Raw genomic sequence first — 25,582 nt, forward strand, 5'->3', positions numbered from 1 at the left:
TTTACAAAGCCCTTACCATATTTACGCTAGTAACACCAGTTGGATCTGGAATATCATCATTGGTCTCGCCTTCATTATAAAAACCACGTTTTTCATAAAATTTAATCAATTTCGGTAAACAAGTTAAAGATATAGCTTGACGATTTTGCTTTCTGCCCTCTTGCGCTATTGCTTCAATTAATTTTGTCGCTACGCCTTGTTTGCGGTATTCAGGCAAGACCGCTAAACTCAAGACCATTTGATAGCGATCATCTTTTTGATTAGGATGATTTTCAAAATATAATTCATCTTCAATATAGCGTTTATTAAAAGCAGGACCAAAAATATGACCAATCACTTTTCCATCTTCTTGTGCAACTAAAAAAGTATCAGGATAATTCTCAATTCTACCAATCATATCTTGTTCAGTTTGCTTTTTAGTCATCTTAAATGCGTCAGATTCCAGTTCTACTACTTCATTTAAATCATCCATTGTTACGGTGCGAATGATCATAATAAGCATCCTCCTTAGGTTTATCTCTAAAAGTGAAAAAGGGTTCAAAAGTCATTTAGACTCTTGAACCCTATATTATTACTCTCTATTTAATTCTTCCACTTTAATTTAAGACGATCTTGCTCAGTCTTTTTTTGAAAATACGTCTTCACCTTCGGCACTACTTCTTCGCCATAAATTCTAATGGCATTCATCACATCTTCATGCGGCATTGAAGCAATTGGCAAATGAAGATAGAAGCGAGTTAACCCAAGTTCTTCCATGACTTTGATGATCTTATTTGCAACTGTCTCGCTATCGCCAACAAAAATTGCACCATTTTCTCCGATCGATTCAAGATATTGTTCATATGTCATCCCTGTCCATTGCGGTCTTTCCGTACTAATTTGATCAACTAACAATTTGGTAGGATAGAAGTAATCCTTAATTGCTTTGTCTTTATCATGATTTAACCAGCCCCAAGAGTGTGCAGCAATTGGCATCTTCATTAAATCATTGCCAACTTTTTCTGCAACTCTTCTGTACAACTTAATTAGTGGTTTAAAGTGCAAAGGATTACCGCCAATTATCGCATAAACGATTGGCAAACCTAACTCTGCAGTTCGAATAGTCGATTCTATGCTTCCGCCTGTAGCTACAGAAATAGGGATTGGCTTTTTAGTGCGCGGATAAATTCCTTTATGATCAACTCTAGGTGTAAACTTTCCTTTTGGCCAATCGAGAATTTCTTCTTTGTTCATTTTGAGTAGCATTTCTAGTTTTTCAATAAAAAGTTCATCGTAATTTTCTAAATCATAACCGAATAGATCAAATGCCTCAGTAAATGATCCACGTCCTGCCATGATTTCAACTCTTCCTGGTGCGATTGCATCCATTGTTGCATATTGTTCATAAACTCTAATTGGATTAATTGTTGGTAGATTTGTAGTAGCACTTGAAAGATGGATTTGCTTAGTTTTCGAAGCAGCAGCTGCTAAAATGATTTCCGGTGCCGAGACAGCAAAATCTTTGCGATGGTGTTCACCGATTGCAAATGCATCAATATTCAATTTGTCTGCAAGAATGATTTCTTCTAATAAGTCTCTGATTCTTTGATCATGACTAATTGCTTTTCCTGTTGTTTCTAATGGTGTAGTTTCACCAAATGATGAGATACCTAATTCAATATTCATTTTTATCAACTCCTAAATTATTTTACTTACTTTTTGTAAGTAAAATAATAGCAGATAATTTTTGAAAAAGCAATATCTTGAATATGTGATCCTTTACTTAGTTGCAGTTCTTCTACCAACATATTTGATAAATAAAGCCATGATTAAAATAACTAAACATAAAAGAAAAATATATGCATGCTGTGTTCCGATTCTGGTTAAATCAGCTGACTTAGTACCTTTTTGACTAGAAGCAACGATTGCTGAAGTAATTGAAGTTCCGACAGCACCGGCAAATTGTTGAGCAGTATTTAGAATAGCGTTGCCTTGAGTAGTTTCACTCTCATCAATCACTGCCAAAGTATCAGTCATAACATCTCCCAATATCATTCCCATTCCTGCCATGTAAATGATATAAACTATCAATATAAAAATATTATTCATCTGATTAGGTAATACTGCAAAAAACAATGTTTCAAGCAACATCAAACTTACACCAAATAAAACAGGTTTGCGTGCACCATAATTATCTAGCAACCGACCACCAATTGGACCCATGATTGCACCAGCAACTCCTGCTGGCAAAACAATCAAGCCTGCTAAAAAAGCAGTATTATGATTAACCAATTGAATGAAATTTGGCAATAAAAATGCATTACCCAAAGAAATTAGTTGAATGCAGAAAAAACCAATAATATGACCTGTAAAACTATGATTTTTAAATAATTTTAGATCCAAAATTGGTACTTTAATTCGATTAGATCTCCAAATTAACAGAGCTAAAGCTAATAAAGCAATCAAAATTGGAATAGCAGTTGCACCCAATTGTCCTGTTCCTAAGTTACTGAAGCCAACTATAACCACCTTACGAGTCGGGGTATTTGATAATATAAGTGCCTATCTGATGCCCGATATTTTTGCTGAAAATTTTAATCAATTTAAAAGATTAAAGATCAGTTCTAACAGTATAGAACTAGTTAATCTATTTAATGAGGGAAAATTAGATGCAATAGTTATCAATAGCGACTTCTTTACTCAAATTCAAGGTTCTGCAATTGAGACGCAAATTACTAATGAATCTTTTGCAATTCTCTTTCGCAAAAATAATGCTCTCATTGCAAGCCAAAATAGTATTTCGTTAAATGATTTAAAAAATAAAAATCGTAAATCAAAATAACTATTATAAAAAAATATTTATTGGTAATAGTTAGCTATGCATAAAGCGAATGAATAAAGATTATTAATTAGCTATTACGTTTCTTAATTTGGCGATTTTGTGTTAACTTGATTGTTATCCAAATAACAACGTATGAAAGAATAAAAATAAACAATGTCCAAATATTGATAGACCAATTATTTAACAACATCATTATTGAGAATAAGCTAAAAGTTCTAATTAACATAAAAAGTCTTCCTTTCCGAATTCACTATTTAAATAAGTGGTTAAATTCAAAATACAAGATGCTAAAATTCAAAAGTAAAATTTAAAATCCTAAAAATTAATATCTGTAAGCTAAATATTTAAGTTACTGAACTAAGTTTGCTATATTTAAGTTAAAAGATAATAAAAGGAGGAATTTCATGAAAGTTACTTTTAAAGGAAAAGAAGTTGAATTAATTGGCACACCACCTAAGGTTGGCGATGAAATGCCTAACTTTACAGTTTTAGACAAAAATAAGCAAGAAGTTACTAAAGATAATTTGTTAGGTAAAAATACTTTAATCAGCGTTGTGCCAGACATCAACACTTCCGTTTGCAGTATTCAAACTAAGACTTTTAACAAAACAATGGATCGGTTTCCTGACGTTAACTTTTTAACTATTTCAACTAATACCATCAAAGACCAACAAAATTGGTGTGCGGCTGAAGGTGTTAAAAATATGCAATTAATGTCTGATGAAAAATTATCTTTTGGTAAAGCAACTGGCTTACTAATACCAGCATCTGGAATATTAGCACGCAGTGTTTGGATTCTTGAGCCTAACGGTAAAATCGTTTATCGTGAAATTGTTGATGAAATTACTCATGAGCCCGATTATAATACTGCTGTAAATGAATTAAAAAAGTTGCTGTAAAATTTAAAAAAGATTGCCTCAGTATATACACATATGCTAAGGTAATCTTTTTTTCTTTAGTTCTTATATTGTTCCATTCTTTGATTAAGTTCTTCCTTATTAAAATTATCTAAATTAATTGCTTCTCCACCCATTAACAAATCAATCATTTCAGGATCTACTTTATCTTTAGGCGTATCGTAATAATCTTGCAAAGACCATACACCACCAATGTCATCAATTATTCCATAACTTTTTCCAGAAAGTATCTTTGGACACTTAGGAGCTGCTTGATCAGTAGTGATGTTCTTAATATCTACTTCGAATTCCCAGCTATCGCCATAATCATAAGTTAATAATAACTTATCACCTTTTTCAAAATATGAGACCTTCGCTTTTTCATAATCTATGCCTGTAGCCGGATCCCAATCTTCCGCTTCAGCGATACTTTCTACATTTTCAAAGCGTTCCTGCGTCTTTTTATTCAGCAAATCAAACATATGTCCAAAATCAGCATTAAACATATCTAGCATGGCAACTTCTAAAGTTTTCACGGATGTATTGCCACTAATAATAAATCTACGCCAAGTAGATGGTTTAAAAGACTTTAGTTTTACTCTAATCTCATAGGTAGCTCGATTGCGAGTTTGATTTTCAAAAATTGCCTTTTTTCGTGTTTTCTGCTTTTTATCATGACTCTCAAGATCTTTTCGCAAGCCTTCTAAAATTCTAGACAAATCCTGAGGAGACAGATCTAAATCTTCAAGTTCCAAAATCTTTTTCGGATTTGCTTCAATTGCCGCTATCATGTCGTTTATCAAATCATCATCCAGGCTTTGATCGGAGTATGAATTAATTTCTTCAGTTACCCAGTCAATATTCATCCCTATTTCTTTACTATCAGTTTTACGAATAAGACCTACTCTACTCAAAAATACATAGAAATTTTTCAAGGTATTTGTAATCTGCTCTATTTCTAGCGGATGTAGTTTATTGTTAGATATCATAATCCATAAATAAGAAATCGCTTCTCCTAAATCATTAGTAACTAAATGGATCTTATTACGTAATAAATAATGATTTAGATAATCCGGCAGCATTTGATCAGGTTGGAGATATCCTATTCCTGCTGGTACATATTTAGCATATTGATCAATGAGTTTCTGATTATTTTCTTTAATTTTAGCAACAATCTTTTCATTGCCTTTTACTGGTTTATTTTCATATTTTTCAAAATTAGAGAAATCTTCAAATTTTGGCACTAAGTCAACATACTTATATCTTCGATTTGGTTTTTGCGGCTTAATAGGGAAATACGTACTAACCTCATCAATCATCTTAGAAATAAAATTTTGTCCAATCTGACTATCCAAGGCAAAAATAGCCGCTGACATTACAGTTAGCTTATCTACCATATTCTTTTCATCTTTTACAACATCAATCAAATTTAAATATTCGTTTTGATTATCCTCTATAAGTTTACGAATTTTTTCTAGCATTAAATTAGCTTGGCTTTTAGTATCGTAAAAAGACATTTGCTTGGACTTTACCGCTGAAACTAATTTTTGTTGCTGTTTAAACAAAATAAAGTCATAGCTTTTAATCGCATTAGCAAAAACATCATTAAATAGCTTGGCATCAAGTTTAGTTAATAAAATTGGAAAACTAGTGTCTTTTTCAACTAATAAATAGTACTTTTGCTTTTGAATATTTATTACACCTGCATCCCAAACAGTAAAAGGCTCATTCTTAATAATATCAATCTTATTTTCTTTAATTTCTGGTGCTAAGTTAGTACCGTATCGTACTTGAAGCATGTGGTTCTCCTTATTAAAATAATTTCATTTTAATTTTATCATGTCTATTCACAACTATTCATCTCAGAAGCAAAAAAATGAAGGCAATCACTGCCTTCATCTAAAATACACAAATTTTAGTCTTTTTCTAAAACCGGTACTGTCTTTTTATTTCTAACATGATATACAACTAAACCAATTGCTAAACCTACCAGTGCTGGCACTAACCATGATAAACCCATGCTGGCAAGTGGCAAATGACTTCTAAGTGAAGCTACTGCTAAACCGAATGAACTTTGACTAACTACACTTGGGAAAGCAACCACCATATCGCCTAAGGCTGGCACAACAGTAAATAGGATTACGAAAAAGTAAACTACACCTGCCTTATTAAACAATGGTGAACAAACTGATAGCAAGATCAAAACCATGGATAAAGGATATAAGAACATTAACATCGGTGTTGACCATGAAATGATTTGATCCAAACCAAAGTTAGCGGCTAAGAATGATGCCAAGCAACTAAGTGCTAACCAAACGTGGTAACTTACCTTAGGAAAATGCTTATGAAAGTCTTGCGCAAAAGCAGCAACCAAACCAACTGCAGTAGTCAAACAGGTAACTGTCAATAAGAATGCAAGTAAAGCTTGACCAAAGACACCGCCATAAACGTTAACGATTTGGTTAAAGGCTACCCCACCGTTATCAGAAACTGCAAAACGTCCGAGTGACATTGCACCCATTAAGATCAATAGCAAGTAGATAAAACCGATTGCTAAAACGGCCAAGACACCTGATTTAGCAACAACTTTTGAAACACTTTTAGCATCTTTTTGTCCCATGCCACGAACAGCTGTAACAACCGTAACCCCAAAGGCTAAGCCTGCTAAGGCATCCATTGTGTTATAACCCTCTAAGAAGCCATTTACTAATGCTCCATGCTTATAAGCAGCAGTTACTGCTGCAGTTTGTGGATTACCCAACGGACGAGCAAAAGCTACAAGAAACACTAGGAATAACAATGCCAAGAATAATGGATTTAATACCTTACCAACGTTAGACAAGATATTATTTTGATGATAAGAAAAAGCAAAAGCAGCTAAAAAGAATAAAGCTGAGAAAACAAGTAAAGCGAAACTTTGCATATTCTTCGGCATAAATGGTGCAATACCAACTGTGAAAGAAACGGTTGCAGTTCTTGGGGTACCAAACAATGGTCCGATTGTGGCATGGATTAAAACCATAAATACTACTGCAAATCCGGCACCCAGCGGCTTACCGATGTCGTATACTCCGTTTGCATGAGTAATTGCTACTGCTAATACAGATAATAATGGTAATAAAACCCCTGTGATCAAAAAGCCAACTGCAGCTGTTCCCCAATTTGCTCCAGCTAGTTGTCCTAAATGTAATGGAAAGATTAGGTTACCAGCCCCAAAAAATAATCCAAACAGCAAGGAAGCAACAACGAGATAATTTTTCCATGTAAGTTTTTTCGATGTATGATCTGTCATTTTCTCTCCTCCAAAACATCCCTGATAAACAAAAAAGACCCTCAGCTGCAAATTGCAACTGAGGGACGCTTTGAGCGTCTTTATTTATATCACTATTGCTAGCAATACCTTTCACGTACAGTCAATTACTCGACGATACGTAGGCACTATAATGGGTGCTCCCACTACTTCTTACTTTAAGTTAAGAAATAGAACTCGAAAGTGATTTTCATTTAAACTTAGGATTTATCTCCTCACACCTAACGAGACTCGCTGTAAATTAAGTCTAAATTACTCTTCTTTCTCTTTGTTTTCAGATTTATTAAATTTGTTAATAATTATTTTAATCAAAATATAATCGTTGTCAACAACTTTTTTATTTATTTTTCAAATTTTCTATTCAAATTGAGTCTGCCAATTAGGATCATTATTTGCCGCAAAACACATGGTAATTTGTTCCTCAGTATTTCGCCCAAGTGAAAGCTTCGGTAAATTATCTAATGCAAAATAATCACAAGCATCAGTTTCATCGTTCGGCTTAAATTCTCCACTAATTTCTTTCCATAGGTAAAATATCTTCGTAATATTAGTGGCCAAAATTGGTTTATTATGATGATTACGATCTTGAACTGCAATAATTTTGACGGGTCTAACTACTCTACCTGCTTCTTCATATGCCTCTTTAACACAATTTTGTGCTGTAGTTTGGTCATAATCATTCCAGCCGCCTGGCAATGACCATTCCTGAGTCATTTTTTCACGGACAAGCAAAATTTTATTATCCTTAAAAATTGCTGCTCGCGTATCAATCTTAGGTGTTTGATAGCCCTCATCACCCAAAAAGAGTGTTTTAATTTGTTCTTTAGGTAGTCCTGTCCTAGCTGCCATCATTTCGCCTGCAATTTTACGGATTTTTTCATAGCGCTCATGATCAAATACATCATGACCATAATGCAATCCTGCTTGAGCTAAACTTTGTAAATCTGTCGCCCACTTGATAAATTGATCATCTGAATTCATTTTTATTGCCTTTAATATAAAATTCTAAGAAAAATAACAAATTCCAAATTAATAGGCAGATTGAAATACCTATTTTAGATTTTATCACAACCCATAAGTAACTTACTCCTAGTGCAAAAATTAGTAGCAATGTTAACAGATTACGAATACTAAATCGACATTCAGTATTAATATTGTTAGCCAGATAAACTGCTACATACATATTTAAAACTAAACCGCCAATATCTAAAAATCTGTTTTTGCTATATCGGTTAAAATAGATAACTTGATAAAGCCAAATTTGCATTACTACAATTACAACCAATAAAAATTGAAGAAAAGTAACTAAAGGAATACTGCCATTAACAGGATGATGAATCATTGCAGTAATTCGAGAAATTGCGTATACGAAAACTAAATCATAGAATAATTCAAACATTCCAACAGGCTTAGCTATTATTTTTTTCAAACTAATCCCCCCTAATATTTGATTACTGTCTATCATGCTTTATATTTGTCCAAAAAGCAAATTATGATATTAATTTGTAAGAATCAATTTTTAGCTTGATTGTAAAAAATTATGCTAAAGTAATTATTGATTATCACATTAATTTAATCGGAGGAATAACTATGCCACGAAATCCCAGAAAACACAATTTTAATCAGTTCTCAGACCAAGAAAAAGATAAATTAAAAAATGTCAAAAAAGAATTAGCTGAGGCCCAAAAGAAAGAACCTGAAAGCCTACGTGAACATCTACAAGCCTTTAACGATGGAGTGATGGCCATTATTATTACAATTATTGTTTTAGAAATTCAACCTGCTCTGCATGAAATTCATTATCAGCAATTCATTAGCAACATTGCTGTCTTTTTAATCACTTTTTTTATTGTGGCAGATTTCTGGTATGATCTACATTTATCTTTTTCATACTATATTTTCAAACCTTCAAAAGCGATTGCCATTCTAGACTTCTTTTTTCTAGCGGATTTATCACTTCTGCCAGTCATGACTAAATGGATTATGGCTGAAAATTCTTCTTTCGCTGTAGCCAATTTTGGGATTGTTTTTTTAATTGCCAAAATCTTAGAATATCTAATCCAATATTTTGGTGCTAAAAATACTGCGCGCTATTCCCAAATCATGCGAATTATTATTAGCCGCTCCTTTATTAGAAAAATGACGGTTACTTTATTTTTAAATGTAATATTGATCATTCTGTCATTATTCAATGCAAAACTAGCAATGATTCTTTATTTAATAGTTCCAGTTATTTCATTTCTTTTTCCAGTTAAACGCAACAAAATTATGTGATTTTTATTTAAAAGAGCGCCAGTAAACTTAAACTAAATCTACTGGCGCTCTTTTGTTACTTTTCTTGTTCCTTACAATGACTCTTGCAAACACATTCTTTACTATTTACCATTTTGCAGTGGCAAATGCCATCCTTATCTGCACAAGGACAATTTTTCTGACATTTCATTTCATCGTGACAAAATTCATTTTTCATGTTTATCACCTCTATAGCTTATTTGCCTATGATAATCGGACTTTCCAACCAATATATCTTACAATTTTACTTTTCCTAATAAGATTATTTTATAGAAATACCTAGTTAATTTGTTAATTTAATCTGCTGATCAGCTACCGATGTAATGAAGTAAGGATCATGCTCAATTAGTAACATCGTTGGCTTCACACTCTTAAGAAGCTTAATTAATTGATCTTGATTGAATACATCTAAATAATTTGCTGGCTCATCCCATAAATATAAATTAGCAGGTTCTGTCAATGACTTAGCCAAAGCTACTCGTTTCTGTTGTCCCATACTCATTTTTTCAATTCTAGTTGTAAAATCAGCACGCGCAAATCCCATTTTCTTAAGATTGCTCAACAAAGCTTCATAAGACAAATGATATTTTTTAGCAAAGTCTTTTAATGACCCGCTATACATTACAAATTCTTGTGGTAAATAAGAGATTTTCAAACTTTCAATTAGCTCATAATTACCTTTGGCAATTAGATTTTGAGAGATACCCAGTAAATACTTAATTAATGTTGACTTTCCAGAACCATTTTTACCTTCAATAGCAATAATTTCATGATTATTCAAAGACAAAGTCAAGCTTTTAAATAGTTCTCTACTATTTTTTAGTTGCAAGCTAAGATCATTAAGTTGCAAAATCTCACGATGATAGTCTGCTTGAAAATTCATAGTTAGAGAGGGAACAGCCTCAATGTTCTTTAGCATCCCTTCTTTTTCTGCAATCTTTTTATCCATGCGATTGCGTGCATTAATCGACTTCTTCATCATCTTTGCAGCTTGATGTCCGATCGCTCCCTTATTTAATCTAGTTCGACGATTGATGATATGCTGTGTTTTCATTCCTAATTTCTTACGTGCCTCTATTTTAGCTGCCCAATTATGGAATTGTACCTTTTCTTGATTTAGTTTTTTTACTTGCTCTGTAAGTTTTTTATTTTTCTCACGATCAAAATCATCTCGCCTTTTTTTAGTTACCTCATATGTTGAATAATTTCCTTGATACAAATGAATCGCTGTATTTTCAATCGCTAATATATGATCAGTTACCTGATTCAAAAAATCTCGATCATGACTGACTACAATATATCCTTGATCATGCCCATTTAAATATTCTGCTACTTGTTTACGACTTGTCTCATCTAGATGATTAGTTGGTTCATCAATTAGAGGAAAAGAATCTTGATCTGTAAATGATAAAGCTAGCAAAATTTTGGTTTGCTCACCACCACTCAAGGTATTGAAAGGCTGCCATAATAAATCAGGATCTAAATTCATTAGAGTTAACTCTCGTTCCAGCTTCCATTGTTCAAAGGCAACCTGATCTTGTAACTCATAAAAAGTAATGTTTTTAGAATTTTGAATTTTTACAGGATAATATGAAAAGCTGGCATTACCTTGAATTTGACCAGTTCCACAATACTTACCTCGCAGTAAGTTTAAAAAAGTAGTTTTACCTCTTCCGTTTCGACCAATCAAACCTAGTTTCCAATCAGTATCAAGGTCTAGGTTAAGATTTTTAAAAATATATCTATTGCTGTCTTCATATTCAAAAGATAACCTACTAATCTTAAGATTACTCATCCAACCACCTCGCACAAAAAGAGCCCATACTTCTAGCAAGCATAGACTCTCTCCTTACGAAAATGAATTGTAATAATCGAAGGCCTAGGCTTTAATCCTGCTAAAAGTACATAGTCTCTCCATAATATAAATTACTATTTGGACTATGATGCTAATTACAAGATTAAAAGCGCAACCTAAACCCTTCTTTCATTGAATAATATTATGCTGTAATAATAGCACCTGTTTTATTCTTTTACAATAGATATATTAAGTAACTCTATTTATTCCATAAAAACTTAATTAATGCTTGATCAACTTGAGCATTTTCATGCAGTTTTGAATGTTGTGCATTTTTACCATTTATCTTTAAAACTCTATAAGAACTATTACCTCCACTAACTAGGTATTGGAGTGACAAAGTCGAGATATTATCGACTCTTCCATCCGTCTTATCACCAACATCACCCACAATATTTAGAACCTTTACATGATTTTTCAGATAAAGCTCTCTTACACCTGTCATTTGCTTATAAGTTGAATTCATCTTATTAGGCTTTCCCATACTATTCAATTTCATCCCGTTAGGTTGCTTAATTGAATTAGGAATTCCATCAAAAGTTAAACCACCAATAGGAATTGCTCCTTTTTCTACCAAATCATTATCTGGAATACCAACTTCCATGCCTGGTGCATGTTCTAATTGCAAAAAATGTGGCTGGCCTTCACCTTGCAAACCTGCATCATAACGGTAAACATCATTTCCAGCTTCTTTTATTCCTTTTTCAAAATTATCTGCTAATTTTTGAGAGGCGCCATCATAGTGCGGACTTCCTATTAAAATTACTACTCGTGCCATAAGTCACTCTTCTTTCAATATTTCTAACTTCAATTTTCATAAATGATTATATTGAGTTAATTAATACTTGAAAATTCACATTTTTTAATGCTAGGATAAATTTAATTTATAGTACAGAGATGTAGTTATGATTGAAAATTGCTTACTTGAAGAATTAGTTGCATATGCTAAATATGGTACCATCGCTAAAACCGCAGAATTTCTTGGCTTGACTCAGCCTGCTGTGACACATTCTATGAAAAAACTCGAAGAAGAATTAGGCGTGAAGCTTTTTATTCGTAAACCTAATAAACTTTATTTAAGCGAAACCGGGAAATATACAGCACTTGAAGCCAAGAAATTAATCAACGATAATTTAGACTTCACTAAAAAAGTTAAACAGTTTGATAAAGACCAGACTACCCTAGTCGTCGGCTTCAATGCTCCAGGACCAGGAATTGTCCTCCGATCTCTACATGATAAAAATATCCAGATTAAGAATAATTTAGTTGAAAATAATTTTGAAAAGCTACTAAGTGAACATCAACTAACTTGCATTTTAATAAACTTTCCAATTGAAGACCGTGATATTACCTCAACTTATCTAGGCACAGAATCAATGTCGGTTAATCTTCAATCTGAATGCAAATTAAATAAAAATAAGGAATTATCCTTCAAGAAGCTTAAAGGTAAAACTATTTTAAGCCCTTCTCCAATTGGCTTTTGGACTAAGATCTATCATGATGAAATCTCAGATAGCAAGATCATTTTTCAAAATGAATCAACTGAATATAGCGAAATTTTACAATATTCAGTGCTTCCTTTCTTTACCACTAACTTAACTAGCTTAGATTCTCAATGGGGCCAGAATTTACCTAATAATCGAACTGCTCGTCCTTTATCAGATAAAGTAGCCCATCAAAAATTTTATGCTGTCTATTTAAAGCAAAATAAAAATCGTGTCATGCCTTTAATTGAAAAGTTGCAAGATCAATGGAGCAAATATGATTAGAAGTAAGAAAAACTAGTGCATTAATTTAACATGCACTAGTTTTTTGGTGTATAGAACCTAATCATCTTAACCGATTATTCTAATAAATTTACCGATAACTACAAAATCCTGCTATTTTCATGTTCATCAAATATAATCTATCTTGAAAGGAGTCAAAAATGAAATTCAAACTATTAATTAATCCTCACAAAAATGAAATAGTTCAAGCACAAGTTCATCAAAAAAGTATTTTTACTGATAATTTAGAAAAATTTGTTTTAACTAATGGCAACTCGAATTCAATCATTGGCTATGATGATAAGGATCATGTGATTTTACAGCTAGAAGACATTGTGATAATCACGATACTTGATAATAAAATTACTGCAATCTGCATAAACAACAAAAGGTATCATCTCCGCAAGCGTATTTATCAATTAACCAATGAATTACCAAATAATTTCTGGCGAATTAATAAGTCTTCAATCGTTAACAAAATATATATTGATCGCTTTGAAGAAACTAAGACTGCTGGTGTAAACATTGTTATGAAAAATGGACTTAGCGATTATGTTTCCAGACGCTGCTTTAGCAAAATTCGAAAGGAGCTGAAATAAAATGAAAGAATTTATCTCAAATTTTACCAAAAGAGGTCTAATTGCTGCTGGTTTTGGACCGTTTATTTTAACTATTTTCTATTATGCTTACTATTTAGCCATTCATTATAATCCAACTTCAGTTCTAGAAATAAACAAAAATATTCTTTCTAGTTTGCTTCTAGTATTCATTGCCGGAGGTATTAGTGCAATCTTTAAAGTAGAAAAGCTGTCACTTGGCATTGCTACTTTGATTAATGCAGTGGTAATTTACATAGATTATCTTTTCTTTTATCTGTTCAATGATTGGGTTGAAATGAGTTTTACGCCATTAATTGTTTTTACAATTTGTTACATAGTTGGTTACGTCATCATTTGGCTGTGCATTTACCATCAAGTTAAAGCTCAAATTCAAAAAGTAAATCAGAAACTATAGAAAAGATGCGAACTGTTCATCATTAGTAGTTCACATCTTTTTGTACGTTATTAAATTTCAGAATTAAAAAATTGTTGGTACTAATCCACCATCAAGCCTAAGTGCTTCACCTGAAAATGATGACGCATATGGACTAGCTACAAACGTTACAAAGCGACCAATTTCTTCTGGACGAATTAGTCTTTGAATTTGTGAAAGTGGGCGGTGATTCTTCATAAAGTCACTTTCCCATTCTTCTTTTGGCAGATTAGAATCTTTATACATGTCATTGATCATCGTTTCAACACCTTCAGTAAGAGTTGATCCTGGCATAATTGTATTCACAGTTACATGTGTCCCTGCAGTCAATTTAGACAAACTCTTGGCAATTGATAAGTTCATTGTCTTAGTTAAACTATATTGTGGCATTTCACCTGATGGCATAATGGCTTCTTCACTAGCAATGAAAATAATCCTGCCAAAGTCTTGATCAAGCATCTTTGGTAAATAAAACTTAGCTAAGGCATTACCTGAATACACATTTACATCAATAAATTTTTGCCAAGTAGCTTCATCAATATCAAAATAATTCATTGGTTTGAAAATACCCATGTTGTTGACCAAAATATCAATATCTGGGAATCTTTCAAATAACTCCTTGCGCTGCTTGGCATCTGAAAGATCATATGGCGCCGATTGTGGGTCGGTATCAGGATAATTTTCTTTAATTTCAGCAACTATTTTATCAACAGTTACTTTTTGACGACCATTAATAATGACATTCGTCCCTTCTTTAGCAAGTTCAATCGCAATAGCTTTACCAATACCTTTAGTAGAACCTGTAACTAAAGCTAGTTTCCCTTCAAGATTCATTTTCATAATTCGTTACCTCAACATAATTAATTTCTTTCTAGCTATTATATTAGCTTCTAAAAAGTAAGTAAAGCGTGACAGTTAAATAATTTTAATTGATTAACTTACGATAACTACAGGCTTTTAATCTGTTTTTGTTTGTAACCGCTTAAATTAATTATTGACATTTAGCTAGTTCAGTTTTACGATAAAGTTGAATTAAATAAATGTTCTTCGAGGCAAGGTGAAATTCCTGACCGGCGGTGAAGTCCGCAACCCGCGAAAGCGGTGGAATCCGATAATCGGTACCGATAGTATAGTCTAGATGATAGAAGAATGATAACCAATAAGTAACGCTTATTTGCATTTACTTTGATTATTTGACTTTGAATATTATTACTGAACCTCGAGAATACTCGAGGTTCTTTTTTGCTCTACGAGGAAGTGATTTTAATGGAAAAAGATACTTTTTATATGAATTTAGCTTTAGAAGAAGCTAAAAAAGGTCGCTATCAAACATGGAAAAATCCTATGGTTGGTGCCGTAATTGTTAAAAACGGTCAAGTCTTAGCTACTGGCTATCATCACCATTATGGACAAAATCATGCAGAACGCGATGCCATTTCAAAATTAACCCCAGAACAATTATTTAATTCAACTCTCTATGTCACCCTTGAGCCATGCAACCATTATGGTAAACAGCCTCCCTGCTCAGATTTAATTATCAAAAGTGGGATTAAACGTGTTGTAGTTGGACAAATCGATCCACACAAACTGGTTACTGGAAAAGGAATTGCCCAACTACAAAAGAATGGGATTCAAGTAACTACTGGTGTTTTAGCTGATGACGCAAGTAAACTTAATAAATTCTACAGCTATTTTTACCAATATGGGTTTCCCTGGATCACAGTCAAAGAAGCAACTAGTTTAGATAATAAAGTTGCAATGCGCGGCCAGCGAACTCCAATCACTAATCAAGCAGTGTATCAGCAAGTTCATTCTGAACGTGCTGATTATCAAGCAATTATGATTGGTTCTTCGACTGCTATCATTGATGACCCTATTTTAAGAACTAATGTCAAAAGTGACTATCCGCCAATCCGTATTATCATTGATCGTCGCGGACGGCTGTTAAATCATTTACGACTTCGCTTATTAAGTGATACAAATCCCACTTGGATTTTCACTCAAAATAAGCAAATGTCTAAAAACAACTTTACTAATTCTAAAATCAAAATTATTCATTTAGCAACAAACAAGATCCAAGAAGTATTTGATTATTTGAGTACAAAAGAAATCCAGTCAGTTTATGTAGAAGGTGGCCCTACTTTGGAAAAAGCAATTATGAATGAAATTTTTGTTAATGAAGTAATTAAATATACGGCGCCGATCTTTCTTGGAGATGAAGGCGTAACAGGTTTAGTACCAAACGAAACTGTTCCTTTAACAAATGTTAAAAAAACAGCCTTTGGCAACAATGAACGAATTGCAGGTGAATTAAAACATGTTTAGTGGTCTAGTTCGCGGGGATGCTCATATTAAAAAAATTGATAAACACAAGCAAACAATTAAGCTAACCGTTTCGTGCCCTGCAGACTTTACTAATGAGCTAACGATCGGTGATTCAATTGCAATTAATGGGACTTGTTTGACGGTTGAAAGTTTTACTGAAACTAGTTTTGTTGTAACCATGATGCCTCAGACTTATAAGAAAACTGTTTTTAAGAATTTGCATAATGGTGATCAACTTAACGTTGAGCGTTCATTAGAAGTCGGTCAACGTTTAGAAGGTCATCTTGTTACGGGACATATTGATGATTTGGCAACAGTTACTAAAATAGCACAGAATGAAAATGCAATTGAAATTTGGTTTAAGTTTCCTGCCCGATTATCAACACAGATCGTACCTCAAGGTAGTATTGCTTTAAATGGCGTTTCATTAACAGTGATGGATGTTAAAGATAACAGTTTTTCGGTAGGTCTAATTCCACATACTCAAGACGAAACTAATTTAGCCAACTTACAGATAAATGATGAAGTAAATTTGGAAACCGACATTATCGGAAAATATGTTGCAAAAAATTTAGAAAAGAGAAATTAAAATGGATGTTAGAAAAATTCAAAATGCAATTCAATGGATGAAAAATGGTGGTTTAGTGATTGTTGCTGATGATGAAGATCGTGAATCTGAAGGTGATATGATCGGCTTAGGGTCTAAAGTTACTCCTGAAAATGTTAACTTTATGACCAAACATGCTCGTGGCTTACTTTGCACCCCTGTAAGCAAAACAATTGCCCAACGTTTAAATTTCTACCAAATGGAACAAAATAATACTGATCCATACGGTACAGCTTTTACAATCAGTGTTGATTACAAAACCACCACTACTGGTATTTCTGCTTATGATCGTGCGGCAACTATCAAGGCAATTGCTGATCCTACTTCCAAGCCAGAAGACTTCTTTAGACCAGGTCACTGTTTTCCATTAGTCGCTAAAGATGATCAAATCAAGAATCGTAATGGTCACACAGAAGCTTCTATTGCCTTAGCTCATCTTGCTGGCGAACCAGAAGTTGCATATATTTGTGAAGTTATGAAAGCTGATGGCCATATGGCTCGTCGTCCCCAACTGAAAGAAATTGCTAAAGAATATCACTTACCATTCTTGACAATTGCGGAATTACAAGAATATATTAATAGTCCAGTGAGTAAGCGCTCAGAATTTGTAAACCTTCCTACTAAATATGGCAATTTCAAAATTAAGGCTTTCGCCAATGAAAACTTAGCTATTATTAAAGGAAAGATTGATCCTAAAAAGCCAGTTTTAGTACGTCTTCATTCAGAATGCCTCACTGGTGATACGTTTGGCTCAATGCGCTGCGATTGCGGTGATCAATTACATACTGCCATGAAGCAAATTAATAAAAATGGTAGTGGCATAATTCTTTATTTACGACAAGAAGGACGCGGAATTGGATTAATTAACAAATTAAAAGCTTATGGTTTACAGGACCAAGGTTATGACACTTATGAAGCAAATGAAATTTTAGGTTTTAAGCCAGATGAACGAAATTATATTATTGCTGCCAAGATTTTAAAAGATCTAGGTATTAGTCATATCAATTTGCTTACTAATAATCCTGATAAAATTGATCAATTAGAAAATAACGGTATTACTATTGAAAAAAGAATTCCCCTGGAGATTCCTGCTAATGAGGTAAATCATGACTATTTAGAAACCAAACGAGATAAATTCCATCATTTATTAGGAGCATTATAGTAAGGAACATAGAAATGAATATTTACGAAGGAAATTTTAAAAACAATAATTATCATATCGCAATTGTTGCATCTAAGTTTAACGAAATTGTTACCCATCATTTAGTTGATGGTGCTATTGCTAGCTTAAAACAATTTGGAGTACTTGAAGATCAGATCGATATCTATTGGGTCCCAGGTGCTTTTGAAATTGGTTTTACTGCTAATAAGCTTCTCAATTCAAATAACTACGATGGTATTATGACTTTAGGCGCTGTCATTAAAGGTGAGACTGATCATTACAGCATGATTATTCAGAATGTTACAAACGCAATTATGCAGATGAATCTTAAAGCAGAAGTCCCAATAACTTTTGGTATTTTAACCACTGAGAATATTGATCAAGCCTTGCAACGATCCGGCTTAAAAGCTGGCAATGAAGGTTCCTCTACTGCTCAGAGTCTATTAGAAATGATTTCGCTAAATAAACAAATAAAGTAATAGAGTAGAGGGAGATTAATTCTCGCCCCCTCTCATTGCACCGGACGTACGGTTCCGTATCCGGCGCTACATTTGTAATTCTTTACGAATTAAATAGTATTTCAGCGGATCGACCAAACCTGGGCGATCCGCTTTGCTTATGCCCAATACTTTTGGGCTAAGCAAAAAGTTAACGACATGTCCGGTACTGCGTTTATACCAACCTAATCGCGTATTAGCTACTTTATGAATATCTTCGTCGCTAAAATTACACTTTAATGCCTTGTTAATCCGCATTAAATTAGTGTATATTCTTCTTGGCAGTTTCCAATTTTAAAGTAGTTAATCCAACCTCTGACCACTTGATTTACCTTAGTAAAGACTAACGATAGAGGTTGAGCAGCTGCTTTTCTGCGACAAAGAAGCTCTCTAATCTTGTTATAAAGCTTGGACTTACGGTCGTCTCCCGGCCTTGCTTGCCAGTGTTCGCCCGTTTTCCAGAAGGTAAAGCCTAGGAAATTGCTCTTCGTTGGTCTGACAACCTTTGTTTTGGTTGCGTTGACTTTCAGGAAAAGCTTTCTTTCCAGCCATGATGAAATTGATTTTATCACACGATTAGCTGCCTTTTCGCTTTTGACAAAGATATTGCAGTCATCGGCATAACGCACAAAGCGTAAACCTCTTTGTTCCAATTCTCTATCCATTTTATCCAAGTAAATATTGGACAGGATTGGCGAAAGTGGTCCGCCTTGAGGCACGCCAATCTTATTGGGCTTAACCAAACCATCTTCCATGATACCGGCTTTTAAGAATGACCGAATCAAATGAAGGGTGGTTTTGTTATTTACTCGTTCTCTAATTATTGAAATTAATTTATCATGATTGACCGTGTCAAAATATTTCTCAATATCTAAATCAATTACCCATTAATATCCATCATCAAGATATTCCAATACTTGTTCAATGGCATCATGCGCACTGCGATTTGGTCTAAAGCCATAGCTATGCTCGCTAAAGTGAGGATCATAGATCCTCATTAGTACTTGAGCGATTGCCTGTTGGACTTCGACCTGTATCGCAGCCTTATCCGCCATTTGGCCTAACCAGGTTTCTGTACGTAGGCTAGGAAAACTCGCTAGCCACTTCCTCCATCCATAACATCACTGTTACTAGCTTGTGGTTCACTACACTTGGCGACAACTACCCGTGATCCAAACTTTCATTGGATTAGATGAAATGTCATGCCCGACACACAAGTAAAAAGCCACCGAAGCACTAATAGGCTTGGTGACTCAAAGGTCTAATTATAAGTTTTTTCTACTAGTAGCTCATATGGCTTTAGCAAGTAGGTAGCTCCCGTTTCTTTGATAGGATAATTTTGCATAACAACTTTTTTGCGGGAAATATGATAATTAATTCTTCCTGAATTGTCAAATTAGGTGCAACAGTTAGGCTATGAAGAAATATATTGCTTGAAGAGTTCTTCTGCTGTCTGATATTGGAGGATTCGGCGATATTTGTGGTTAATGGCATTGGTTGCCTGTTGAACATAAGCTTTTGACTTGTCTTTCATGTGCTTGCCCGATAGTCAGGAATCTTGATAACTACTTCAAAGCGTGACCGCCATGGCTGTGATGACGCTTGTTCCTGCGTCTTTTGAGCTTCATAGGCGGATCATGTCCACCAAGCCCTGATCAATATAACGATAGACAGTAGGCGTGCTGGGACAAGGATAGCCTGGCATAGTCTTTTTGAATTCACCAACGAATTCATCAATGCTGGTGGCATCAAATTTAGCTTTGAAGCGTCTTGAGAGCATTCTTAAAAAGACAGCATAATGCTTCAATGAATTACGCTGATAGCAGTTTTTGCGACGCTTCTCATAATAAATCTGTGCAGTATCAGCGTAATAGTGCTCATACAACAAATAGCTGCTGTCTCTTTGCAGGACGCTTCCGCGTTTGATTTTGCGACTGATTGTCGATTTATGACAGCCAACTTCTTGAGCGATGACAGTACGGGAAGTTATGCCAGAATCCAGCATTGCCTGAATCTGACCACGTTGTACGCTAGTTAATTGATGATATTGTTTAGAAATGCTAGAATTTGAATTGGTCATGAAGATCTTCCTTTCTTGATTTTTCGTCACTTCAAGTTTAGGTCTTCATGGCCTTTTTGTTTAACACTTAGTGTTGCACTTCAATTTTAAATCCAGGACTCATATTTTTTTCACTGTTTTTATGTTTTTGTCTTGATCGAATAGAGCTTGAGCAATATTTTTGGTAAAATCATTCATGAAGGAGTTCCTCTTTCTGTATGTTGTTTTTTGTTCAAACCAATCATACGAGAAAGGAGCTCCTTTTTCTAATGTTTAGGGAATAAAATTTAAGGAATCGTCCATCCTTACACAAACTATTTTACAGTCTCTAAAAACAGTATCTTTCAACTATAATTACTAAAAGATACTGTTTCTTTATAAAAAAAACTATTCCATCATAGCGACCAATGTAATTAATGCTGCATCGTAATAATTCGTATCAGTCAAACGATTAGTAAAAACATACTGTTGTGAAACAAATAAATTATCAAATTCCGGTTTCTTTAATTGTTGCACTGCAAAAAAGATCGGAGCACTAATACTCGGTGAAGCATAATTGTTTAACGCTTTACCATTCAATTGATAGCCAGCAGTCACTTGTTTTTGCTTGCTGAAAAAGCGTAACATTTTAGTAACAATTTTTTTTGCTCGTGCATCTTTGCTAGTAGCTAAAAATAATGGTACGCGACAAGCATTGCCAGAATAATCACCATCGTTTTTTCCAGCTACTTCATTAGCTTTAGCTGGTCTAACACCTTTTTTACTAATCCAAGCAAAATCTGGAACTAAGCCAGAAGAATGTTGCTTGCTCAATTGATATAGTTTTGTCAGCATTACCTTCTTGATCGTTAACCATTGAGAATTACCAGTCAACTGATAAAAATCATCAAAGTACGTCGGTAACACGTCAGAGGTTCGCATTAAGTAATAATACTTCGATTTCTTATTAGCCCAATCACCAACAGTCAGCGTCTGAGTAGTCGAATTATAATCATAACGTAAGATATCAGCTAATAATAGCTTAGCCTGCTGCAAGTACTTGGGTTCGTTCCAGAGTTTTCCCGCTTTAATCAAACTTTCTGCAATGTATAAATCGCCATCAGTTGCATTAGTAGAATAAACTTTTTTATCCACTTGCTTCCATGACATTAATTCAGTTTGTTGATCATCGATAGTCAACCGATTAGCCAGGTAAAACCGATATAACCGTTGAAAATCTTCTTTTTTAGCCCACCCCTTTTCACCAGCCATAGCAGAAATCAACATGCCATAGCCTTGACCTTCAGACAAGCTTGTGCGTGGTGCAGCTTTTATCCAAGTTTTTCCATCACTTTCTTCAACCACATAGTCTTCCTCCCATTGGCGGTACAAATTGCGATACAAGGTGCGGTTATTGCTACCACGGACATAAAACATGATGGCAATAAAAAGCCCAATAGTCAGTAAGATCAAAATTGGGGTAATCCTGTTTTTGTTTTTTAACATCAATCTGTAAACCTCTTTGTTTTTACCCACTTCGTTGCTTCGCGATGGAAAAGTCTGTCAGCAATTGCTGACCAAACCGCATTAATCGATATAATGATAAACAGCTGTGAGTATGTAAAATATGATGCCACAGCAAGCCAAAGTTGTCTAGTTGTAACCTGACCAAATTGGGTACTGGCAGCCACACTGATTTGGAGTACATAGAGTAGAATCATCAACAACCAATTAAAAAGTAATACTTGACTGAGCAATAGATTCCCAGCAGTAAAAGTAAATGGCATCTCAACTGTTGGTACCCAAATTTTTATTACTGCAAAAATCAGATTAACAATGAAAAAGATATCTGATAAGACTACTGCTGCATTAAACCAGAAAAAGATACTGGACATATAAAAAGTTTCAAGTTTGACCCGCCAATTACTATGGTCAAATAAATGCCGAAAATTGTTAATTACTACTTCGTAATTACCTTTAGCCCACCGCAAACGCTGATAATAATAGTCCTTTAGCTTCTCTGGTTCTTGTTGAAAGGCTTCAGAATTATGTGCTAGGGCAATTAATTTACCAGTGCCCAAAATCGTAAATGACAAATCAGTATCTTCAGTTAAAGCACCAGAACGAAAACCACCTAACTCTTTTAAAAAAGCCGTCTTAATCACAAAGTTAGTGCCCGGAATGCGCCCAATTTTGAATAATTGCCAAACTCCGCAGTGCTGAATTCGATGCGTTACCACAATTTCCAAGTTTATACAGCTAGTCAAAAAGTTTTGCTTTGCATTCCGCGTCTTATTTCGTCCAAAGCTAGCCACATAACGTTCTGGATCTTCCAATACCTTTTTGATCAAGAAATACAAGGCATTTTCTTCAGGCATCGCATCGGCATCATAAACGCATAAGTAGTCGCCGTGGATCATCTTAAGCGCATCGTTCAAAACTCCTGATTTACCACCTTCACCAGTTCTTCTGATCACTTTAAACTGTCGTTTCTGATATTCAGTCCGATTGCCAATGGCTTCAGCCAATTCCGCTGTTCGATCAGTGCAATTATCAGCAAAAATCAAAATTTCGACTTTATCTTCTGGATAATTCAAGTTCAGAATTGCTTTGCTAGTTTTTTGAATAACGGCTTCTTCATTATGAGCCGGTACAACAATAGAAACGGTAGGATAATACTCAAGTGGTGTAATTTTAGCAATTTCTTTACTGTGTTTTAACCAGAAAAGCACTCCTCCCCAAAGCGTAATTAATGAAAATAGAATCGATAACCAAATTGAAATCAAAGTCAATATCTGAAAGCCTTCAGTCATCCAATTCTCCTTTCTGACTCTTCATTAATGCCTGTTCGATATTGCCATAAATTTTATAAGCACAGAAAAAAATCACTAAAAATGCAATTGCAAAGATTACAGAAATAATCACGGACAAATAATAAAACCAGTTCATTTTGCTATCTTTCCTTTATGTATTCAGTCACAATTTCAGTTTCCAATTCACGACGCAAAAAACGAATTACAGCTATCAAATCAGGAAATCTATCACTATTGTCGACATTAATATAGACACTCGCATGTTTTAGCGAAACAGGAATCGGCAACTCTAACTCGCTTAATTTTGTATCAACGATGTGATTGACCTTTTTTACTAATTCATTGGGGATTTCTGGCGAAATTATCAAAAAAGTCGCATCTCCCATAAAGTAAATAAACTCCCCCTTAAGTCGATTATTTTTCAAAACTTTAGTAATCTGCTTCAGGATCCGATCATGACTATTAGGATGAGCTTCCGCATACTGCTTATGTTGATCCCAACTCACAATTTGAACGTTGGACCATAAATCGAGTTCGGGATGCTGCTCAATTTTATGTAGTTCATTCTGATAAAATTTTTCCGCACTATCGAAAGTTCTTAGCTTTAACCTCCGGTCATAAAGCGAATTATAATACCGAATTTCGTCATTGCGATTGGTAAAAAAGCTCCAGCGAATGATGTGCTGTCTAATGACGGTAACTAGACTAGCCTCAATGGGATAAGCAATCAATAATAAAAATTTTTCCTTAACTGGCATTACTACATAGCCTAACAGTAAGAATCCTGCTCCAATCGTGGTAAGAATTAAAATCAGCCAAGTAACATCGACTCTTGAAAAGATTAAGCTAGTTAAAATCGCCAAAATCAAAATCATTACTAGGCCATTAAAGACATTAGCTGGGTATAATCTTGCTAGCCATAATAACAATATCGGGAAAGTAACGCTGGCAAGATAAGCTAAACCTGCTAATTTAAAATACTTTCTAGTCATTTTTATAACATCATCCTCAATTATGCTATTTATTTACAAATTTTTATTGTAATAATTTAAGCAAAGAAATGCAAGAATAGAAAAAAACTAGTAGATTTTCTCTACTAGCTTAAAACTTATTGTAAATATTTCGGTGAAATATAGCGCTTAATCAAATCATTGACAGCTTTGGAATTATCATGTTTTTTGATGATCGCAATAAAGTCTTTACCGGTTGCTTGTTTTAGATAATAGGTTTGATAATAATCCCGCATAGCTTGGTCGAATTTCTTTTCACCCATTAGATAACGCAACAGGGAATAAAAACTTTTTCCACCATTATAGGCAGTATCAGCTTCATCATATTTCTTAGGGATTTTGTTAAGCGGATAATTTATTATCATTCCTTGTTTGTTTTTAACGGCAGTCTTTAACTGTTGGTTCAATAATTTTTTGACGTCCTTCATAAGCGAAGCATCTTGCTTGGTTTTCATCATTTCTTGGTAAAGGGCACTAGTTTTGGTAGGTGTTAGATCGAAAATAATATCTTCTGAGAATTCTGCCATTCCTTCGTCAAGCCAAGGTTCAGTATATTCATCATTACCCACAGTATTAAAGAACCATTGATGTGCTACTTCATGACTAACATCTTCAATGACGCTGTCATAATCTTCCTTAGAAGCTGCTTTTTTGCGAGCAAAAGTATCTTGAGCAATCATTACTAAGCCACTATATTCCATACCTCCAGTATCGCTACTAAATGGCGATTCGGTAAGATCTAATTCGGAATATGGATATGGCCCATATTTTTTAGTAAATAGCTTGATACTATCCACTGCTGTCTGCTTTGCAAGTTGGTTATAAATCTTGGCACTTTTACCAGCATAATAATTATTATTGATCTTAATGCCATTTGCCTTGGTAGAACTCACCTTGAACTTGTTAGAAGCCACAATTACAAAATCACGTATATCTTTAGCAACAACCGTAGTTTTACCATCTTTGGTATGACTTTCACCACTTGTTACGACTTTGTAAGATTTTGGAGCGTAGATCTCAGCTTGATAATCGCTGACTGCAAGATTACGATTTTCCCCTTAATCATTATAGGGATGATAATTCCATTTTCCGTTACGATAATCGCTTAGATATGGGAAACAAAAAGAAAGGTTGTAAATTTTGCCTCTTGTACTGAGA

The 25,582-nt window shown here is 34.2% G+C and carries 24 protein-coding genes, 2 pseudogenes and 1 riboswitch; of the genes and pseudogenes, 10 read left to right on the plus strand and 16 right to left on the minus strand.

The window, feature by feature from the left end; translation table 11 throughout:
* Position 1: 1 nt before the first annotated feature.
* From CP352_RS05375 to CP352_RS05385, 3 genes are all read right to left on the minus strand, one after another.
* Positions 2-493 carry a GNAT family N-acetyltransferase gene (locus CP352_RS05375; protein ID WP_005728861.1) on the minus strand — a complete coding sequence of 164 codons (492 nt, stop codon included), beginning with the start codon at positions 491-493 and terminating at the stop codon, positions 2-4.
* Between the two features lie 89 nt (positions 494-582).
* Positions 583-1,665 (minus strand): LLM class flavin-dependent oxidoreductase, encoded by a 1,083-nt coding sequence (locus CP352_RS05380; RefSeq protein WP_089145527.1) that lies wholly within the window; start codon positions 1,663-1,665, stop codon positions 583-585.
* 93 nt (positions 1,666-1,758) lie between these two features.
* Complete coding sequence (locus CP352_RS05385) at positions 1,759-2,469, minus strand: MFS transporter (protein ID WP_233186912.1); 711 nt, start codon at positions 2,467-2,469, stop codon at positions 1,759-1,761.
* A gap of 79 nt (positions 2,470-2,548) precedes the next feature.
* Between CP352_RS05385 and CP352_RS05390 the strand changes: the two genes are divergently transcribed.
* Positions 2,549-2,821, plus strand: coding sequence for a hypothetical protein (locus CP352_RS05390; protein WP_023488567.1), 273 nt, complete (start codon positions 2,549-2,551; stop codon positions 2,819-2,821).
* 404 nt (positions 2,822-3,225) lie between these two features.
* Positions 3,226-3,720, plus strand: a complete 495-nt coding sequence (gene tpx / locus CP352_RS05395; RefSeq protein WP_061204652.1) for a thiol peroxidase — start codon at positions 3,226-3,228, stop codon at positions 3,718-3,720.
* Between the two features lie 56 nt (positions 3,721-3,776).
* On the opposite strand, the gene CP352_RS05400 is transcribed toward tpx, so the two are convergent.
* From CP352_RS05400 to CP352_RS05415, 4 genes are all read right to left on the minus strand, one after another.
* On the minus strand, positions 3,777-5,516 hold the full coding sequence (locus CP352_RS05400) for a plasmid pRiA4b ORF-3 family protein (protein WP_089147317.1): 1,740 nt from the start codon (positions 5,514-5,516) through the stop codon (positions 3,777-3,779).
* Between the two features lie 116 nt (positions 5,517-5,632).
* Positions 5,633-7,009, minus strand: coding sequence for a branched-chain amino acid transport system II carrier protein (gene brnQ / locus CP352_RS05405; protein ID WP_089145467.1), 1,377 nt, complete (start codon positions 7,007-7,009; stop codon positions 5,633-5,635).
* A gap of 375 nt (positions 7,010-7,384) precedes the next feature.
* Positions 7,385-8,008, minus strand: coding sequence for an NUDIX hydrolase (locus CP352_RS05410; RefSeq protein ID WP_089145468.1), 624 nt, complete (start codon positions 8,006-8,008; stop codon positions 7,385-7,387).
* Positions 7,995-8,456 carry a low temperature requirement protein A gene (locus CP352_RS05415; protein ID WP_013086239.1) on the minus strand — a complete coding sequence of 154 codons (462 nt, stop codon included), beginning with the start codon at positions 8,454-8,456 and terminating at the stop codon, positions 7,995-7,997. The genes CP352_RS05410 and CP352_RS05415 overlap by 14 nt, the downstream gene beginning before the upstream one ends.
* Positions 8,457-8,617: 161 nt before the next feature.
* Here CP352_RS05415 and CP352_RS05420 point away from each other — a divergent pair, with 161 nt between their 5' ends.
* A complete protein-coding gene (locus CP352_RS05420; protein WP_023488558.1) occupies positions 8,618-9,301 on the plus strand; it encodes a TMEM175 family protein in 684 nt (227 codons plus the stop codon).
* 301 nt (positions 9,302-9,602) lie between these two features.
* Here the strand turns inward: CP352_RS05420 and abc-f are convergent, their stop codons facing one another.
* Both abc-f and CP352_RS05430 read right to left on the minus strand, forming a co-directional pair.
* The gene (gene abc-f, locus CP352_RS05425; protein ID WP_089145469.1) at positions 9,603-11,114 is read right to left on the minus strand and encodes a ribosomal protection-like ABC-F family protein; all 1,512 of its coding nucleotides are present in this window, start codon (positions 11,112-11,114) and stop codon (positions 9,603-9,605) included.
* A 259-nt stretch (positions 11,115-11,373) separates the two neighbouring features.
* On the minus strand, positions 11,374-11,952 hold the full coding sequence (locus CP352_RS05430) for an alpha/beta hydrolase (protein ID WP_233186519.1): 579 nt from the start codon (positions 11,950-11,952) through the stop codon (positions 11,374-11,376).
* A 127-nt stretch (positions 11,953-12,079) separates the two neighbouring features.
* Here CP352_RS05430 and CP352_RS05435 point away from each other — a divergent pair, with 127 nt between their 5' ends.
* The 3 genes from CP352_RS05435 (at position 12,080) to CP352_RS05445 (ending at position 13,954) form a co-directional block, all read left to right on the plus strand.
* Positions 12,080-12,943, plus strand: coding sequence for a LysR family transcriptional regulator (locus CP352_RS05435; protein WP_089143417.1), 864 nt, complete (start codon positions 12,080-12,082; stop codon positions 12,941-12,943).
* A 158-nt stretch (positions 12,944-13,101) separates the two neighbouring features.
* Positions 13,102-13,539: a LytTR family DNA-binding domain-containing protein gene (locus CP352_RS05440; protein WP_060462470.1), complete on the plus strand. Its 438-nt coding sequence runs from the start codon at positions 13,102-13,104 to the stop codon at positions 13,537-13,539.
* A gap of 1 nt (position 13,540) precedes the next feature.
* The gene (locus tag CP352_RS05445) at positions 13,541-13,954 is read left to right on the plus strand and encodes a DUF3021 domain-containing protein (protein ID WP_089143416.1); all 414 of its coding nucleotides are present in this window, start codon (positions 13,541-13,543) and stop codon (positions 13,952-13,954) included.
* A gap of 63 nt (positions 13,955-14,017) precedes the next feature.
* On the opposite strand, the gene CP352_RS05450 is transcribed toward CP352_RS05445, so the two are convergent.
* Entirely contained in the window at positions 14,018-14,812 is a 795-nt protein-coding gene (locus CP352_RS05450; protein WP_089143415.1) for an SDR family NAD(P)-dependent oxidoreductase, read from the minus strand.
* Positions 14,813-15,011: 199 nt separating this feature from the next.
* Positions 15,012-15,126: riboswitch (FMN riboswitch) on the plus strand.
* A 112-nt stretch (positions 15,127-15,238) separates the two neighbouring features.
* Between CP352_RS05450 and ribD the strand changes: the two genes are divergently transcribed.
* From ribD to ribH, 4 genes are read left to right on the plus strand one after another with little or no spacing between them, the layout of a single operon-like run.
* Positions 15,239-16,297: a bifunctional diaminohydroxyphosphoribosylaminopyrimidine deaminase/5-amino-6-(5-phosphoribosylamino)uracil reductase RibD gene (ribD, locus tag CP352_RS05455; RefSeq protein ID WP_013086230.1), complete on the plus strand. Its 1,059-nt coding sequence runs from the start codon at positions 15,239-15,241 to the stop codon at positions 16,295-16,297.
* Entirely contained in the window at positions 16,290-16,886 is a 597-nt protein-coding gene (locus CP352_RS05460) for a riboflavin synthase (RefSeq protein WP_057726819.1), read from the plus strand. The genes ribD and CP352_RS05460 overlap by 8 nt, the downstream gene beginning before the upstream one ends.
* 1 nt (position 16,887) lies before the next feature.
* Positions 16,888-18,066, plus strand: a complete 1,179-nt coding sequence (locus CP352_RS05465) for a bifunctional 3,4-dihydroxy-2-butanone-4-phosphate synthase/GTP cyclohydrolase II (protein WP_060462467.1) — start codon at positions 16,888-16,890, stop codon at positions 18,064-18,066.
* A 14-nt stretch (positions 18,067-18,080) separates the two neighbouring features.
* A complete protein-coding gene (gene ribH, locus CP352_RS05470; RefSeq protein WP_005722846.1) occupies positions 18,081-18,545 on the plus strand; it encodes a 6,7-dimethyl-8-ribityllumazine synthase in 465 nt (154 codons plus the stop codon).
* A gap of 66 nt (positions 18,546-18,611) precedes the next feature.
* On the opposite strand, the pseudogene ltrA reads toward ribH, so the two are convergent.
* The 6 genes and pseudogenes from ltrA to CP352_RS05505 all read right to left on the minus strand — a co-directional run.
* A pseudogene (gene ltrA, locus CP352_RS11550) lies at positions 18,612-19,588 on the minus strand (group II intron reverse transcriptase/maturase); the annotation flags it as partial.
* A 389-nt stretch (positions 19,589-19,977) separates the two neighbouring features.
* Positions 19,978-20,643 (minus strand): annotated as a pseudogene (locus CP352_RS05480) (transposase).
* Between the two features lie 366 nt (positions 20,644-21,009).
* Positions 21,010-22,107 carry a glycosyl hydrolase family 8 gene (locus CP352_RS05485; RefSeq protein WP_060462562.1) on the minus strand — a complete coding sequence of 366 codons (1,098 nt, stop codon included), beginning with the start codon at positions 22,105-22,107 and terminating at the stop codon, positions 21,010-21,012.
* The gene (locus CP352_RS05490) at positions 22,107-23,414 is read right to left on the minus strand and encodes a glycosyltransferase (RefSeq protein ID WP_023488544.1); all 1,308 of its coding nucleotides are present in this window, start codon (positions 23,412-23,414) and stop codon (positions 22,107-22,109) included. The genes CP352_RS05485 and CP352_RS05490 overlap by 1 nt, the downstream gene beginning before the upstream one ends.
* A gap of 140 nt (positions 23,415-23,554) precedes the next feature.
* Entirely contained in the window at positions 23,555-24,406 is an 852-nt protein-coding gene (locus CP352_RS05500; protein WP_089143414.1) for a hypothetical protein, read from the minus strand.
* A 116-nt stretch (positions 24,407-24,522) separates the two neighbouring features.
* Positions 24,523-25,317: a M1 family aminopeptidase gene (locus CP352_RS05505; protein ID WP_233186913.1), complete on the minus strand. Its 795-nt coding sequence runs from the start codon at positions 25,315-25,317 to the stop codon at positions 24,523-24,525.
* Between the last annotated feature and the right edge of the window lie 265 nt (positions 25,318-25,582).

It is taken from the genome of Lactobacillus sp. UMNPBX1 (genome assembly GCF_002554085.1).
Classification (GTDB): Bacteria; Bacillota; Bacilli; order Lactobacillales; family Lactobacillaceae; genus Lactobacillus; species Lactobacillus crispatus.